The following is a 14682-nucleotide window of genomic DNA, read 5'->3' on the forward strand; positions in this document are numbered from 1 at the left end:
TTGAGAGAACGGAAGCGTCCCTTGCTGTCTATTGAGAGGGGATAAGGCGCGCTCTTGTCGAGCGGAAAGGAAGGAGCGGCCGGGGCCGGCTCAGGCGCGCTCGCGGCCGACCTCGCCTGCGGCGGCCGGCGCGGGCGCGGCCTTGGCGCCATAGAGCATATAGAGGCCCGCGCCGACGATGAGGGCGGCGCCCGCGAGCGTCGCCGCCCCCGGCACCTCGCCCCAGAAGGTGAAGCCCCAGAGGCTCGCCCAGATCAGCCCGCTATATTCGAAGGAGGCGACCAGGTTGGCCTCGGCCAGCCGATAGGCCTGGGTCAGCAGCACCGTGCCCACGGCGGCGATGGGGCCGGTGGCGGCCATCAGCAGGAGGTCGCGGGTACCCGGCACCGTCCAGCCCCGCATCAGGAAGGCGAGGCTGGCCTGCCGCTCGCCCTCATAGGCGCCGCCGCCGAAGATGGCCGCCAGCAGCAGGGCGCCCATCAGGAAGAGCGCGTTCTGGTAGAAGGCCATCACCGGCGCGCTGTCGGTGGCGCCGAGGCGCCGGGCCATCAGCGCCGCCGAACCGTAGCAGAAGGCGGATGCGACCGGCAGGAGCGACGCCCATTCGAACAGGCCGCCGGCCGGGCGCATCATCACCACCACGCCGGCGAAGCCCACGAGCGTGGCGATCCAGCGGCTGAGGCCGATCTTCTCGCCGAGGAACGGCCCGGCCAAGGCTGTGATGAACAGGGGGACGGTGAAATAGAGCGCCACGATGCTGGCGAGCGGCAGCGAGGGAAAGGCCAGGTAGTAGGTGGTGTAGGAGACCATCAGCATGGCGCCCCGCAGCACCAGCCATTTCAGCCGCGGCGACAGGAGCGTGCGGATACCGGCATCCCAATGCAGCATCGCCAGCAGGATCGGGATGCTGACCAGGCAGCGGATGGCGACCACCTCATGGACCGGATAGCTCCCGGCCACGGTCTTGATCACTACATCCTGGAAGGAAAAGACGAAGATTCCCGCGCACAGCGTCGCGACGGCCTTGAGCGAACGGCGATCGCGCAGTTGCGGCAAAGGAAATCTCTCCCCAGGGAACGATCGGGATGCGGCACCGGCAGGACGGGCGCCGACGCCGCTCGAATCACGCGGCGGGAGACTAACAGATCGGACAGGATTTGCGGGAGGTGCTCGGAGGGAGGGGGCAGCCCCCTCCTTCATCCTCCCCCGCGTCGCGGGGGAGGAGACCGATAAGAAAGCTACGCCGCCGCTTGCTCGGTCAGCATCGCGGTGTTGCGGGCGGCGAGGCTGCCGGGGGACGGGGCCTCCGGCAGGGTCACGACCGGGCAGGCGGCGCGCAGGCGGTCATGGAAATCCCGGATCGCATGCTCATAGTCCGAGAGCGGGCCAGGCTCGTAGCCGTTGGAGCGCAGGCCCATCTGCACCCGCTCGCTCAGGTCCCGGTCCTCATGGCCGACCTGCCGGTTGATCCGCGCATTGAGATAGCGCAGCAGCTTCGCCTCGCGCCTGGCGTCGGGCCGGCTGAAGACCGGGAAGCGCATGAGGCAGGTCTCGGCCGACTTCGGCAGGATCTGGAAGATGTCCATGCTGTCGGGATAGATGTCGATGCCGATATTGGGCGCCATCGAGAAGAACAGCCAGGTGCGGCGGTTCTTCTCCGGCAGGTCGGTCAGCACCTCGGGCGCCAGCTGCTGGTAGAGCCGCTCGCTCCAGACCGGCGACAGGCGATCCCTGAGCACGCTCTCGCTCACGGCCACGCCATGCTCGTTGATCTCGCCCATGAGATCGTTGTCGAGCATGCGGTGATAGCCCGGATGGCCGACCGGCACATGGTAGTTCTCGAGATTGTTGTCGACCGCGACCTTCCAGTTGCAGTTCCAGCTGCCGGTCCAGAGCTGGTTGACCGGCTCCATCTCCTCGATCCGGTAGGGACGCACCAGCTCGATGAAGTCCTTGAACATCAGGGCCAGGCTGGGGCCGCCGGGAATGAGCCGCACGAAGACGAGGCCGAGGATGATCTCCATCTCGACGGGCTTCAGGCCGAAATCGGCCTTCTTCATGCCGGGGAAGGTCTGCTCGGAAGGCACGCCCACGAGCCTGCCGTCGAGCGCATAGGACCAGCCGTGATAGGGGCACTTGACGCGGCCCTTGCAGCTGCCCTCGCCGTCCAGGAGCTTGGCGCCGCGGTGCCGGCAGACGTTCGAGAAGGCGCGCAGCTCGCCATCCTTGCCGCGCATGACCACGACGGAATCGCGCATCATGTCGAGCGTGGCGAAATCGCCCGGCTGCTTCAGCTGGTTCACATGGCAGACGAACTGCCAGGAGGGCAGGATCACGCGCTCGTACTCGAGCTGCGTCAGCTCCTGGTTGAAATAGGTCCAGGCCGGCAGGCCGTAACTCAACGAACCGCCCTCGGTCAGCGCAATCGGGGTCTGTTCGTTCATGGCGTTCTCCTGTCGGTTCTGGGTGATCGGGGTCATGTCGCTATCCTTTGGGCGTATCGGTCGGTCGGCGTTGGCGGGCGAAGGCCTCCGGGAACGAGCCCGCGAGATAATTGAGGGCGGTGCGCTGGGCTAAGCCGCGGTCGAAGGCGGCGCCTTCGACCATGATCTCCTGCCAGAGATATTCGAGGACGCCGATGAAGCCGGTGGCGACCGCCTCGGCATCGAGATGCTCGTGGCCGCCGCGTCGGATCAGCTCGCCCATGATCCGCACCATGTCCTCGTGGTAGCGGGTGTCGATGGGGCCGACCCGCTCGAGATAGGTGCTGCGCGATCCGGCCTCGCCCCAGAAGGCGTACCAGACCGAGACCTTGTCCGGCGCCGAGACGGCGGGATCGAACATGGTGGCGATCAGCCGCGTCAGCGCCTCGACCGGGTCCTCGGCCGCGCCTTCGAGCGCCCGGGCGCGGGCTCGCTCGAACTCGTTGGCCAGATGGTCGAGCACCTCGACCAGCAGCGCCTCCTTGCGCTTGAAGTGAAGGATCACGGTGCCCGGGGCGACCTTGGCCGCGAGCGCCACGCGCTCGACCGTGGTGCCCGACAGGCTCTGGCGCGCGATCACGCCCACCGTCGCCTCGAGGATGACGGCGCGGGTGGCGGCCCCGCTCTGGGGCGACGTCCGGATCAGGCGGGCCGCTTCGGCCATGGGACCGAAATCCTTCTCTTTTGTTTCAGTTTCAATAGGATAATACTACTGAATGAATATTCATTTACAGGCCCCAGGCGGCCGTGTCAAGCTCGGCTCCGGAAATCCAGCCGGTTCCGGGGCTTACCGGCAGGGTGGCGGAGGCCGCCCCGGCCTGATCGGGGACGGGACCCAAAAAAGGAGGGGATGATGGGAACGGGAACGAGGGGCTTGCGGAGGTTCGCACTGCTGGCGCTGGCCATGCTCGCGATGGCTGTCGCGCGGCCGCTCCATGCGGAAGAGCCGGCGATCGATCTGCGCGTCATGACCTTCAACATCTGGTATGGCGGCGCCCAGGTCGATGCTGGGCAGGTGGTGGAGGCGATCCGGGCGGCCAAGGCCGACATCGTCGGGCTGCAGGAGCCGGACGGCACCTCGCGGGCCATCGCCGATGCGCTCGGCTGGCCCTATGCGGATGAGCGGCGCCACATCATCTCGCGCTATCCGCTGTTCGCGCCACCCGGCGATCCGCTGTACACCTGGGTCGAGCCGCTGCCCGGCCGCATCGTCGCGGTCGCCAACCTGCATCTGCCCGCGACACCCTATGGACCCGAGGCGGTGCGCGACGGCGAGGATCTGGCGGCGGTGCTGCAATTGGAGACCGATACGCGCCTGCCGGCGATCCAGCCCTATCTCGAGGCGCTGCCGAAGGTGGCGCAAGGCGGCGTGCCGGTGTTCCTCACCGGCGACTTCAACTCGCCCTCGCATCTCGACTGGACCGACGCGGTGGCCAAGGCGCGGCCCCAGGTGAAATATGCGGTCGAATGGCCGGTCAGCAAGGCGATCGCCGATGCGGGCCTGCGCGATTCCTATCGCGAGGCCCATCCCGATCCGGTCGCGCGCGCAGGGCTGACCTGGACCGCCGGCTATCCCCATCCCTGGGTCAAGGCGAACGAGACCTTCGACCGCATCGATCTGGTCTGGAGCGCCGGGCCCGCGACCGTGACGGCGAGCGAGGTCGTCGGCGAGGAGGGCGGCCCCGATGTCGACATCGCGGTGACGCCCTGGCCGTCCGACCACCGCGCGGTGGTCTCGACCTTCCATGTCGTCCCCGCCGTGGCGCCCGCGATGGTCGGCGTCGACCGCTATGTCGTGAAGCAGGGCGACGATTTCATCCTGCGTTTCGGCATCGGAACCCTCGAGGATGCGCGCATCTCGGTCGTGCCCAAGGGCGGCGATCCGGCGAAGAACGCGGTCGCGACCATGGCCACGGGCGATGCCAGCGACCGGCCCTCGATCAAGCTCGCCTCGAGCTTCATGAAGGCCGGCGCCTACGACGCCGTGCTGTCGGACGCGGACGGCAAGGAGCTCGCGCGCACGGGCTTCTGGGTGCAGGCGCGCGACGCAGCGCCCTTGGTCGTGGTGAAGAAGTCCAGCTACAAGCCCGGCCAGACCGTCGAGGTCTCCTGGCGCAACGCGCCCGCGCTCAAGCTCGACTGGGTCGCGATCTATCACGCGGGCGATCCCGACATCTACAACTACATCGCCTATATCTATACGGGCGCCACGGTCGAAGGCTCGGGCGCCCTCGACAAGGACACGATCGGGGCCGATCTCGAGCCGGGCAATTACGAGATCCGCCTGCTGCGCGACGATTCCTACGTGCTGCTGGCGAAGGCGCCCTTCACGGTGAGGCCCTGACGCGGGCACGGCGAACTTCTCTCCCTCTCTCGCTCCGGCACGCTTATGCTGGCGCGGCCCCCGCGAGCGAGAGAGGGAGAGATCCATGAGCAAGATCGATCTGGCGTCGGTGCCGCGTCATGAAGGATCCGGCTATCCGCCGCCCTATGACGCGCCCTGCCGCCACCGCGTCCGCCAGGCGCTGGGCGACGCGGCGGGCCTGACCCATTTCGGCGTCAACCTGCTGCGGCTGCCGCCGGGCAGCTGGTCGAGCCTGCGGCACTGGCATTCGGCGGAGGACGAGTTCCTCTGGGTCCTCGAGGGCGAGCTCGTGCTCGTCACCGAGGGGCGCGAGCAGGTCCTGCGGCCGGGCGATTGCGCGGGCTTCAAGGCGGGCGTCGCCGACGGGCACCACCTGCAGAATCGCTCGGACCGTCCGGCCCTCGTTCTCGAGGTCGGAACGCGGCGGCCGGACGAGGATGTCACGGATTATCCCGACGTCGACCTGATCTGGGGCCCGGCCGGCCGCACCCACAAGGATGGGACGCCGTACTGAAGGCCGCGAGCGGGGCCTTATCGCTTCCGGTGCGGCGGAAACGCGTCGCCGTCCAACGTCTGCATGAAGAGCAGATATTTCGTCTGCGCGATCTGGGCGGTGCGGTAGAAATTGATGAGCTGGTCCCAGGGATCGGCGATGCGCTGCACGCCGGAGATGAAGACCACCAGCGTGCTCACCTCGGTCTGGCCCTGGATTACGAACCAGCCGCCGACCACCAGCACGATGAGCGGCCCCATCGCGTCGAGGAAGTTGCCGAGATAGGTCAGGGCGAATTTGCGCCGGTAGATCTTCATCCGCAGCGCGTAGGCGACATCGACGAGCCCGTTGAAGCGGCGCGTGCCGTGGCGGCGCTTGTTGACGGCCACGAGCTCATGGCCGATCCGGCGCACCACCTTGGCATGGCCCCGGGCCAGCCGGTTGATCGCCTGCTGGACCGCGCGGACGATGAAGTAGTGCGGCGTATAGATGAGGGCGGCGAGGCTGGCGATCCGCCAATCGACCCAGGCCAGGTAGCCGAAGGTGAAGAGGATGGTGCCGCCCTGCACCAGCGGCACGGAGATGCTGTCGCCGACGAAACCGGCGATGTCCTCGGATTCGGAGGCCGCCATCGACACCGCCGTTCCGGGATCGTCGGTGGCGCCGTTCCGGGTCTTGCCGTCCTTCCCGTCGCGGCCATGGATGGCGCGGCGCAGCAGGCGCGTGACATCCTCGACGATCCAGCCCCGGCCGAGATTGAGCGCGTATTTGAGGGATTGCTGCGCCAGGATCGCCGCCAGATAGAGCGCGCCCAGCCAGAGCAGCAGCGTGAGGTTCTTGTCGCCCAGCGCGGTATCGACCATGCGGCGCTGCAGATCGAGCGGCACGGTTCCGACAGGGATCAGCACCGCCGACAGGAGGCAGATGAGGATCTGCCCCCGGGCACTGACCTTCCAGATATAGCCATAGATGAAGGCCGGCATCGGCCAACGACTCGTGTGCTTCCCTGCCTCCAGTCGAATGGCTGATGCCGACCCATGCAAGGGCTTTCGACTGCGACGGGATGATCCAGACCGCCGGGCGGGGCATGGCACGGCCGGCGCGCCGCTCTGCACCGGTTCTCGTGCCGGTTGTCAGTGTCCCAGCGGCTGGTGATGCCCGCTGCCGTCGAGGGTCTGCGCGAAGAGACGGTACTTCGTCTGCGCGATCTGGGCCGTGCGGTAGAAATTGATGAGCTGGTCCCAGGGGTCGGCGACACGCTGCACGCCCGAGATGAAGACCACGAGCGTGCTGACCTGGGTCTGGCCGTGGATCACGAACCAGCCGCCGACCATGAGCACGATGAGCGGGCCCAGCGCGTCGAGGAAATTGCCGAGATAGGTGAGGATGAACTTGCGCCGGTAGATCCTCATGCGCAGCTCATAGGCGAGATCGACCAGCGTTGCGAAGCGGCCGCCTTCCCGCCGCGTCTCCGCATCGCGTACCAGCGTGTGGCCGAGGCGGCGTACCACCTTGGCCTGGGTGCGCGCCAGGCGGTTGATGGCCTGCTGGACCGCATGCACGACGAAATAATGCGGCGTGTAGAGCAGGAGCGTGAGGCCGGCGATCCGCCAATCGACCCAGGCCAGATAGCCGAAGGTGAAGAGGATCGTGCCGCCCTGCACCAGCGGCACGGAGAGCGCGTCGCCGACGAAACCGGCGATGGCCTCGGACTCCGCCGCCGCCATCGCGACGGCGGTGCCGGCGTCGGGCTTGGTGCCGGGTTGGGCGGAACCGAGGCTGTCCTTGCGCAGATAGATCGTCTTGCGCAGCCGGCGCGTCACATCCTCGACCACCCAGCCGCGGGCGATGTTGAGCCCGTATTTCAGGCTCTGCTGCGCCAGGATCGTCACCAGATAGAGGCCGCCCAGCAGGAGGAGGAGCCGCAGATCCTTGTTGCCGAGCGCGGTGTCGACCATGCGCCGCTGCAGATCGAGCGGCACCGTGCCCAGCGGGATGAGCACCGCCGACAGGGCGCAGATGACGGCCTGGCCGCGCCGGCTGACCTTCCAGGCATAGCGATAGATCGAGTCCGGCAGCGTCTGCGCCGTCCGTTGGCCGCGATCGGCCGCTTCATCGGGCGGGAGCGGGCGAGCGGGCTCGGACCGCCCGAGGGGTGGGGCCTGGTTCATGAAGCAGAAACGCACGAACCCGCCGGGCATTCCTTTTGCATCACCGGGTTGTGCGGTTCCGTGCCAAGGCGATGGTGGAGCCGCCCCGCTTCATGTAAGACCTCTTCACATGAGCTGGTCGAAGGACAAGGGACGGGGCCACGGGCCGGGCGAGGAGGAAGGCCGGCGCGGCTATCACCACGGCAATCTGCGCGAGACCCTGATCAAGGCGGCGCTCGACCTGATCGGCGAGAAGGGTCCCGGGGGCTTCACCTTCGCCGATGCCGCGCGCTGGGCGGGCGTGAGCCCGGCCGCCCCTTATCGTCATTTCCGCGACCGCGACGCGCTCATGGCCGATGTGGCGCGCCAGGGCTTCGAGCGGTTCGAGGCCTTCCTCAAGACCGCCTGGAACGAAGGCCGCCCCGATCCCTTCACCGCCTTCAACAATCTCGGCAAGGCTTATCTCGCCTTCGCCCGCACCGAGCCCGCCTATTTCGCGGCGATGTTCGAGGCGGGCATTCCGCTCGAGAGCAATCCCGAGCTGCGCCAGGCGGGCGATCGCGCCTTCGGCATCCTGCGCAGCGCCGCCGAGGCGCTGGCGGAAGGGCTGCCCAAGGAAGGACGCCCGCCGGCCTCGATGATGGCGCTCCATATCTGGTCGATCTCGCATGGGATCGCCTCGCTCTTCGGGCGCGGCGACGCCGCGAGGCGCAAGCTGCCGATGTCGCCCGAGGAGCTGCTCGAGGCCGCAGTCCTGATCTATCTCCAGGGGCTGGGGCTGCATCGGCAGGGCGGAACCAAGCCGCGCTGAGACGCTCCCCAGGATTTTTCGTGGAAAAGCGGCTTGGCTTCTTGACACCGGGCCGGGCTTCTCTTACGTATGTAAATGTCATTAACATTCACATGGGGCCATCGGCATGGACATAGCCCGCAGACTCGATGACATCGGGAAGCCCGCCTGGATCGGCGTGATGGTGCTGGGCTTCATCCTTTTCTGGCCGGTAGGACTTGGGATCCTGGCCTATCTCATCTGGAGCGGACGCATGGGCGGTTGGAGACGCGATTTCGAGGATATGGGCAAGGCGCGCGGCCGCTGGTACGGCATGGGCGGCGGCGGTTGCGGCTGGCGTCGCTCCGCGTCGAGCGGCAACCATGCCTTCGACGAGTACCGCGCGGAGACCCTGCGCCGCCTCGAGGAGGAGGAGCGCGAGTTCCGCGAGTTCCTCGACCGGCTGCGCCAGGCCAAGGACAAGGCCGAGTTCGACCAGTTCATGGCCGACCGGGCGCGCCGCGCCCAAGGCCCCGACGCCCAGCCGCAGAGCTGAAGCGCCGTCGCCGTTTCCACGGAAGCAACGCACCGGATCCTCCTCGGATCCGGTGCGTTTCGTTTGGGGTGTCCGCGCTCTACTGGACCGTCACTTCGGTCCACATGCCATTGGCGAAATGGCCGGGGACGTTGCAGAAGAGCAGATACTTGCCGGGCGCCAGATGCAGTCGCAGGGCGCCCGTCTTGCCGGGGTCCAGCTCCGACACCTCGCCCAGATGACCGGCCGCGTCCTCGTCGACGCGATTTTCGGCATCGATATAAGGCAGCGGGTCTTTCGGATCGCGCACCGGCACCACGATCATCTCGTGGATGGTTTCGCTCGAATTGTTCGTGACCTCGAAGGTGACATCACCCGCCTTCACCGCGGCCGGCACCGCGCGAACGCCCATGGTCGCCTTCGACATGTCGTGGCCGCCCATGTTCATGCCGAGATCGGTCGCCATGTCGGCACGGGCGCCCTTGTCCCAGAGGCTGACATTGATGGTCGATGCGGCATCCGCCGGACCGCTTACGGTCGCCGCAAGAGCGATCGCACCGAGCGGAAGCAGGAACGCCATTCTGATGGGTCGCATTGATCCCTCGTGCTGTTGTTGAATCGGGGTCGTCGCACCGGACTGACCGGGCGCGAGGGATGTATCAGTCCCGGCTGTCCAGAAACTGTCGGCAGCATGAAAGGGCTTTCACGCGCCTTCCCGAGCGACGGCGAGAGGCATTCGCAGCTACGGTCGGCACGCTACTCCGCCGCGTCACTGCGCCGCGAGAGGCGCGGGATCGCGGCGATGAGGGCCTTGGTGTAGTCCTCGCGCGGGTGGGTGAGGACCTGCTCGGTCGGGCCGTATTCGACCAGCTTGCCCTGGCGCAGCACCGCGACCTGCTCGCAGAGATAGCGCACCACCGCGAGGTCGTGCGAGATCAGGATCAAGGTCAATCCCATCTCGCGCCGCAGCCGTTCGAAAAGGCCCAGGATCTGCGCCTGGATCGTGACGTCGAGCGCCGAGGTGACCTCGTCGGCGATCAGGATCTCGGGCTCGAGAGCAAGCGCGCGGGCGATGCCGACACGCTGGCGCTGGCCGCCCGAAAGCTGGGTGGTGCGCCGCTCCAGCAGGTTCGCCGGCAGCTCGACCTTCGCCATCAGCTCCGCCAGCCGCTCCGGGATCTGGCGGTCGGCGCAGAGCTTGTGCTGGCGCAAGGGTTCAGCCAGCGTCGCCGCCACCGTCATGGCCGGGTTGAGCGACAGGAACGGATCCTGGAACACCATCTGCATCTTGCGCTGCTCGGCCGGCGGGCGCTCCTGCAGCAGCCGGCCGACGGGCTTGCCGTCGACCAGGATGCGCCCTTCCTGCGCGGCCACCAGCCCGATGAGGCTGCGCGCGATGGTGCTCTTGCCCGAGCCCGATTCGCCGACGATGCCGACCGAGCCGCCGCGCGATAGCGTGAAGGACACGTCGTTCACCGCGTCGACCGCATGGGCCGGCCGGCGGGTCAGCCAGCCGGTCAGGCTCTGGGCCGAGCGGAACCGCACTTTGAGCCCTTCGACCGCGAGGCGCGGCGGTGTCGCGGCCGCCAGCTCGGCGGACTTGCGCGCGGCCGGCTTCATCAGCGAGGGCTGCGAGGCGATCAGGCGGCGGGTATAGTCGTGGCGCGGCGCCGTCAGGATCTGGTCGACCGTGCCGGTCTCCATCACGGCACCGTCTTTCATCACCACCACCCGGTCGCACATCTCGGCGATCACGCCCAGATCGTGGGAGACCAGGATCAGCGACAATTGCCGCTCGCGGCGGATGCGGCGCAGCAGCGCCAGGATCTGCGCCTGCACCGTGACGTCGAGCGCCGTGGTGGGCTCGTCGGCGATCAGGAGATCGGGCTCGCAGGCGAGCGCCGCCGCGATCATCACGCGCTGGCGCATCCCGCCCGAGAGCTCGTGCGGATAGGCGCCGGCGCGCCGGGCGGGATCGGCGATCTGCATGTCGCGCAGGAGTTCGATCGCGCGCGCCTTGGCCTCGCCCCAGCCCACCCCTTGATGCAGCACCATCGCCTCGGCCACCTGGCGCCAGACCGGCATGATCGGGTCGAGATGGGTCGAGGGATTCTGGAAGATCATCGCGGCCTTCTCGCCGCGGAAATGCTGCAGCGCCGCCGCGTCTATGGCCAGCACGTCCTGGCCCTCGACCAGGATCCGGCCCGAGCGGACGGTGGCGTTGGCCGCGATCAGCTTCAGGATGGCGCGGCAGGCCACGGTCTTGCCCGAGCCCGATTCGCCGACGATGCCCAAGGCTTCGCCGCGATGGAGCGCGAAGGAGACGCCCTTGAGCGCCGGCACCGTGCCGAATTGGGTCGCGAACTCGATCGCCAGATCCTCGACCCTGACCAGCTCTTCCATCGGTCAGGACCCCGTATGGAGCAGGCGGGCGAGCCCGTCGGCGACGAGCGAGAGCCCCAGCGCCAGCGAGCAGATGGCGAGGCCGGGCAAGACCGAGATCCACCAGGCGCTGGTGAGGTAGTTGGTGCCCTCGGCGATCATGGCGCCCCATTCCGGCGTGGGCGGCTGCACGCCCAGCCCCAGGAAGCCCAGCGAGGAGCCCAGCACGATGGTCAGGACTGCGTCGGTCATGACGAAGACGGCGGGCGGCACCAGCGCGTTGGGCAGCACATGGAACAGCATGGTGCGCAGATGGCCGAAGCCCATGCTGCGCGCCGCCAGCACGAAATCGGCGTTGCGCAGCACCAGGGCCTCGCTGCGCACCAGGCGTGCGTAGCTGACCCAGTTCACCAGCGTGAGCGAGATGAAGTAGCTCTTGAGCCCTGGCCCCAGCACCGCGACGATCGCGATCACCAGCACGAAATAGGGGAAGGAGACGGTGATCTCGAAGAGGCGCATCAGCACCATGTCGATGCGGCCGCCGAGATAGCCGCCGACCAGGCCGATGAGGGTGCCGAGGATGATGGGGCCCACCACGCCGAAGAAGGCCATCATCAGATCGGCGCGCGCGCCATAGAGAATGCGGGTGAAGACGTCGCGGCCGAGCGCGTCGGCGCCGAGCCAGTAGGTCCCGCCCGGCGGCTTCAGCATGTTGAGGACGTCGACCTTGATCGGATTGAACGAGCTCAGCAGCGGGGCCGCGCCCGCCAGGACGATCCAGGCCAGCACGATGGCGCCGCCGACCTTGAGCGTCGCCGGCGTGGCGCTCCAGAGCTTCGCCAGGCGGCCGGGCACGGGCGCGGCGGCGAGGGCGCTCACAGCTTCACCCTCGGATCGAGCACCACCGTCACGACATCGACGATGAAGTTGGTGATGACGATGCCGCAGGCCAGCACCAGCGTCACCGCCTGGACCACGAAATAGTCGCGGGTCAGCACGGCGCGGATGAGCGCCTGCCCCAGCCCCGGGATGTTGAAGACATTCTCGATGACGACGGTGCCGCCGATCAGGAACGACACCACCACGCCCATCAGGTTCACGGTCGGCAGCAGCGAGTTCCAGAACACATGGCGGCCGAAGATGTAGCGCTCGGGCAGGCCCTTGGAGCGGCCGGCCGTGGCGTAGTCCGCGTCCATCTGCTGGAGGAAGGTGGCCCGGAGGTTGCGCGTCAGGATCGGCGTCACGCCGATCGCGATCGTGAGGGCCGGCAGGAACAGATGGTAGAGATTGTCGATCAGCGTCGGTGCATAGCCCGAAACCGGGAAGAGCTTGAGCTTGAGGCAGAGGCCCAGGATCAGCATCAATCCCATGAAGTAGGAGGGGATGCCGACACTGCTGACGCAGACCAGCCGGACGAACTGGTCGACCCAGCGGCCGCGGCTGCGCGCGGCGGCGATGGCGAGCCCCAGCGTGAAGGCGACCGAGAGCGCCAGCCCGTAGAGGATGAGGAACAGCGTCGGGGCCATGCGGTCGAGAATCACGGGGCCGACCGGGCTGCGATAGATGATCGACTGCCCGAAATCGCCGCGGATCGCGTTCAGCAGGAAATAGAAATACTGGACCAGGATCGGCTGATCGAGGCCGTAGCGGGCGCGCACGAAGGCGATGGCGTCCTCGCTCGCTTTCGGGCCCAGCATGATGCGCACCGGATCGCCCGGCGTGAGCTGGATCAGGACGAAGGTGATCAGGCTGATTCCCAGGAGCACGGGAATCAGCTGGATCGGGCGCTTGAGCAGAAACGCGAAGCGGTCCATGCGTTATCGGTTCGCCGGCATGGGAAAACGAGAATCCCGCGCCCAGGCCCGCACCGGCTCAAGAGAACCGGTGCAGGCCCGGGCCGCGAGCGAGAAGCCTAGACCAGATCGGTCTGATCGATCTCGGAGAATTGCAGGCCGATATTGAGAATCAGGTCCTTGACCTTCGGGCTGTAGCCGTTCAGCCAGTTCGGGTGGAACATCGCCACCTGGGCCACCTCGTCGACGCAGATCTTCTGGATCTGCGCGTAGAGCGCGCCGCGCTTGGCGTCGTCGGTCTCGCCCGCCGCCTCGTCGATGAGCTTGTTGACCTCTTCGTTGTTGTAGCGGGTGTAGTAGGACTTGTTGTCGCCCGCACCCCAGGCGCACCAGCGCAGCGCGTTGTCCGGGTCGCGGGTCTCGTTGTACCACCAGTTGAGCTCGGCCTGGTAATCGCCGTCGATGAGCCGCGTCCAGACGCTGGTGGAATCGATCTTGGAGACCGTGACCGTGATGCCGATCTCGGCGAGCTGCGCCTGCACCAGCACGGCCGTCTTCTCGTCATCGGCGATGCCGGCGCTGACCAGCAGCTCGAAGCTCGGGTCGGCAACGCCGGAATCGGCGAGCAGGCCCTTGGCCTTCTCCACGTCCCGCTGGATCAGCGGCAGCGACTTGTCGAAGAAATTGAGCTCCGGGCTGAAGATCGAGGTGGCGGGCCGCCCGGATCCCAAGGTCACCGCATCCGCGATGGCCTGACGGTCGATGCCGTGGCTGATCGCCTGCCGGAATTTGAGGTTGTCGAACGGCGCCTTCGAATGGTTGATCAGCATATCGTAGGTGACGCTCGAGATGTCGGCGTCGGCGCGGAAGCCCGCGGCCTTGAGCTCGGGCTGGCGCGCCACCGGATAGCCGATGCAGACGTCGATCTCGCCCGCCTGCAGCATCGAGACGCGGGTGTTGTCGTCCGCCACATAGCGGAACTCGAGCCCGTCCAGGTGCGGCAAGCCTTCCTTGTAGTAGTGCTCGTTCCTGGCCAGGACCACGCGGTCGCCCGGCTTCCATTCGACGAACTTGAAGGGACCCGAGGTGACCGGCGCCTTGGCATAGGCGTCGTCGCCCATCTTCTCGACCGCGGCCTTCGGCACGATGCCGGTGTTCCAGATCTCGGTCAGGGTGAGGAAGGGGGTGAACCGGCGGTCGAGCGTGAAGACGACCGTCTTGGCGTCCTTGGCCTTGGCTTCCTTCAGCGGCTGGAAGGGCGCGGCATAGGCCGAATCCTTCTGGAAGCGCATGCGGGTATAGCTGAAGGCGACGTCCTCGGCGGTGATCGGCGAGCCGTCCGAGAATTTCGCGTCGCGCAGATAGAAGGTGTAGGTCTTGCCGTCCTCGGAGATGTCCCATTTCTCGGCGAGGCCCGGCCCGACCTCGCTGCGGTCGGCATTGGCCTGGAGCAGGCGCGCGAACATCATGCCCTGGATGATGATGTCCGAGCCGTAGACGGTCTTGATCGGATCGAGCGTCAGCACGTCCGACCCGTAGCCCATGCGCAGGATCTTGCTGTCGGCGGCGCGGGCGGAGAAGGCGATGCCGGGCAGGGAGGCCAGGCTCGCGGCATAGGCGGTGGCTTTCAAGAATGAACGGCGATCCATGATGTGAGTCCTCCTGTCATCGATTGTTGTTCGTTCGCATCCGTAGGCGGTTCGGCTCTTTCG

At 67.3% G+C, this 14682-nt stretch carries 14 protein-coding genes; 4 read left to right on the forward strand and 10 right to left on the reverse strand.

Annotation, left to right across the window (positions count from 1 at the left end):
- Window positions 1–90: 90 nt before the first annotated feature.
- The 3 genes from FRZ61_RS00290 to FRZ61_RS00300 all read right to left on the reverse strand — a co-directional run bounded on the left by FRZ61_RS00290 (window position 91) and on the right by FRZ61_RS00300 (window position 3147).
- Window positions 91–1056, reverse strand: coding sequence for a DMT family transporter (locus FRZ61_RS00290; RefSeq protein WP_225309028.1), 966 nt, complete (start codon window positions 1054–1056; stop codon window positions 91–93).
- Between the two features lie 182 nt (window positions 1057–1238).
- Window positions 1239–2444 (reverse strand): aromatic ring-hydroxylating oxygenase subunit alpha, encoded by a 1206-nt coding sequence (locus FRZ61_RS00295; protein ID WP_191909223.1) that lies wholly within the window; start codon window positions 2442–2444, stop codon window positions 1239–1241.
- 40 nt (window positions 2445–2484) lie between these two features.
- Complete coding sequence (locus FRZ61_RS00300; RefSeq protein WP_151114412.1) at window positions 2485–3147, reverse strand: TetR/AcrR family transcriptional regulator; 663 nt, start codon at window positions 3145–3147, stop codon at window positions 2485–2487.
- A gap of 210 nt (window positions 3148–3357) precedes the next feature.
- Between FRZ61_RS00300 and FRZ61_RS00305 the strand changes: the two genes are divergently transcribed.
- Window positions 3358–4827, forward strand: a complete 1470-nt coding sequence (locus FRZ61_RS00305) for an endonuclease/exonuclease/phosphatase family protein (RefSeq protein WP_191909224.1) — start codon at window positions 3358–3360, stop codon at window positions 4825–4827.
- Window positions 4828–4912: 85 nt separating this feature from the next.
- Entirely contained in the window at window positions 4913–5362 is a 450-nt protein-coding gene (locus FRZ61_RS00310) for a cupin domain-containing protein (protein ID WP_151114414.1), read from the forward strand.
- Window positions 5363–5379: 17 nt separating this feature from the next.
- Here the strand turns inward: FRZ61_RS00310 and FRZ61_RS00315 are convergent, their stop codons facing one another.
- Complete coding sequence (locus tag FRZ61_RS00315) at window positions 5380–6324, reverse strand: 6TM ABC transporter family protein (RefSeq protein WP_151114415.1); 945 nt, start codon at window positions 6322–6324, stop codon at window positions 5380–5382.
- 150 nt (window positions 6325–6474) lie between these two features.
- The gene (locus FRZ61_RS00320) at window positions 6475–7542 is read right to left on the reverse strand and encodes an ABC transporter ATP-binding protein (RefSeq protein ID WP_151114416.1); all 1068 of its coding nucleotides are present in this window, start codon (window positions 7540–7542) and stop codon (window positions 6475–6477) included.
- A 79-nt stretch (window positions 7543–7621) separates the two neighbouring features.
- On the opposite strand from FRZ61_RS00320, the gene FRZ61_RS00325 reads away from it, so the two are divergent.
- Together FRZ61_RS00325 and FRZ61_RS00330 are read left to right on the forward strand one after the other, a co-directional pair.
- Entirely contained in the window at window positions 7622–8302 is a 681-nt protein-coding gene (locus tag FRZ61_RS00325; protein WP_151114417.1) for a TetR/AcrR family transcriptional regulator, read from the forward strand.
- 106 nt (window positions 8303–8408) lie between these two features.
- Window positions 8409–8816 (forward strand): DUF2852 domain-containing protein, encoded by a 408-nt coding sequence (locus FRZ61_RS00330; protein ID WP_151114418.1) that lies wholly within the window; start codon window positions 8409–8411, stop codon window positions 8814–8816.
- 79 nt (window positions 8817–8895) lie between these two features.
- Here the strand turns inward: FRZ61_RS00330 and FRZ61_RS00335 are convergent, their stop codons facing one another.
- The 5 genes from FRZ61_RS00335 to FRZ61_RS00355 form a co-directional block, all read right to left on the reverse strand.
- Window positions 8896–9390, reverse strand: coding sequence for a sulfocyanin-like copper-binding protein (locus FRZ61_RS00335; RefSeq protein WP_225309029.1), 495 nt, complete (start codon window positions 9388–9390; stop codon window positions 8896–8898).
- A 161-nt stretch (window positions 9391–9551) separates the two neighbouring features.
- The gene (locus FRZ61_RS00340) at window positions 9552–11198 is read right to left on the reverse strand and encodes a dipeptide ABC transporter ATP-binding protein (RefSeq protein ID WP_151114419.1); all 1647 of its coding nucleotides are present in this window, start codon (window positions 11196–11198) and stop codon (window positions 9552–9554) included.
- Window positions 11199–11201: 3 nt separating this feature from the next.
- Window positions 11202–12056: an ABC transporter permease gene (locus FRZ61_RS00345; protein WP_225309030.1), complete on the reverse strand. Its 855-nt coding sequence runs from the start codon at window positions 12054–12056 to the stop codon at window positions 11202–11204.
- Window positions 12053–12991, reverse strand: coding sequence for an ABC transporter permease (locus FRZ61_RS00350; protein WP_151114420.1), 939 nt, complete (start codon window positions 12989–12991; stop codon window positions 12053–12055). Before FRZ61_RS00350 ends, FRZ61_RS00345 begins: the two co-directional genes overlap by 4 nt.
- A 98-nt stretch (window positions 12992–13089) precedes the next feature.
- Window positions 13090–14619, reverse strand: a complete 1530-nt coding sequence (locus FRZ61_RS00355; RefSeq protein ID WP_151114421.1) for an ABC transporter substrate-binding protein — start codon at window positions 14617–14619, stop codon at window positions 13090–13092.
- Window positions 14620–14682: the final 63 nt, after the last annotated feature.

The organism is Hypericibacter adhaerens, assembly GCF_008728835.1.
Classification (GTDB): domain Bacteria; phylum Pseudomonadota; class Alphaproteobacteria; order Dongiales; family Dongiaceae; genus Hypericibacter; species Hypericibacter adhaerens.

What these genes read in the sequence shown, in the direction of transcription:
- FRZ61_RS00295 (WP_191909223.1), bottom strand. Translation starts at nt 2,444, where the DNA reads ATGAACGAACAGACCCCGATTGCGCTGACCGAGGGCGGTTCGTTGAGT.
- FRZ61_RS00300 (WP_151114412.1), bottom strand. Translation starts at nt 3,147, where the DNA reads ATGGCCGAAGCGGCCCGCCTGATCCGGACGTCGCCCCAGAGCGGGGCC.
- FRZ61_RS00310 (WP_151114414.1), top strand. Translation starts at nt 4,913, where the DNA reads ATGAGCAAGATCGATCTGGCGTCGGTGCCGCGTCATGAAGGATCCGGC.
- FRZ61_RS00315 (WP_151114415.1), bottom strand. Translation starts at nt 6,324, where the DNA reads ATGCCGGCCTTCATCTATGGCTATATCTGGAAGGTCAGTGCCCGGGGG.
- FRZ61_RS00320 (WP_151114416.1), bottom strand. Translation starts at nt 7,542, where the DNA reads ATGCCCGGCGGGTTCGTGCGTTTCTGCTTCATGAACCAGGCCCCACCC.
- FRZ61_RS00325 (WP_151114417.1), top strand. Translation starts at nt 7,622, where the DNA reads ATGAGCTGGTCGAAGGACAAGGGACGGGGCCACGGGCCGGGCGAGGAG.
- FRZ61_RS00330 (WP_151114418.1), top strand. Translation starts at nt 8,409, where the DNA reads ATGGACATAGCCCGCAGACTCGATGACATCGGGAAGCCCGCCTGGATC.
- FRZ61_RS00335 (WP_225309029.1), bottom strand. Translation starts at nt 9,390, where the DNA reads ATGCGACCCATCAGAATGGCGTTCCTGCTTCCGCTCGGTGCGATCGCT.
- FRZ61_RS00340 (WP_151114419.1), bottom strand. Translation starts at nt 11,198, where the DNA reads ATGGAAGAGCTGGTCAGGGTCGAGGATCTGGCGATCGAGTTCGCGACC.
- FRZ61_RS00350 (WP_151114420.1), bottom strand. Translation starts at nt 12,991, where the DNA reads ATGGACCGCTTCGCGTTTCTGCTCAAGCGCCCGATCCAGCTGATTCCC.
- FRZ61_RS00355 (WP_151114421.1), bottom strand. Translation starts at nt 14,619, where the DNA reads ATGGATCGCCGTTCATTCTTGAAAGCCACCGCCTATGCCGCGAGCCTG.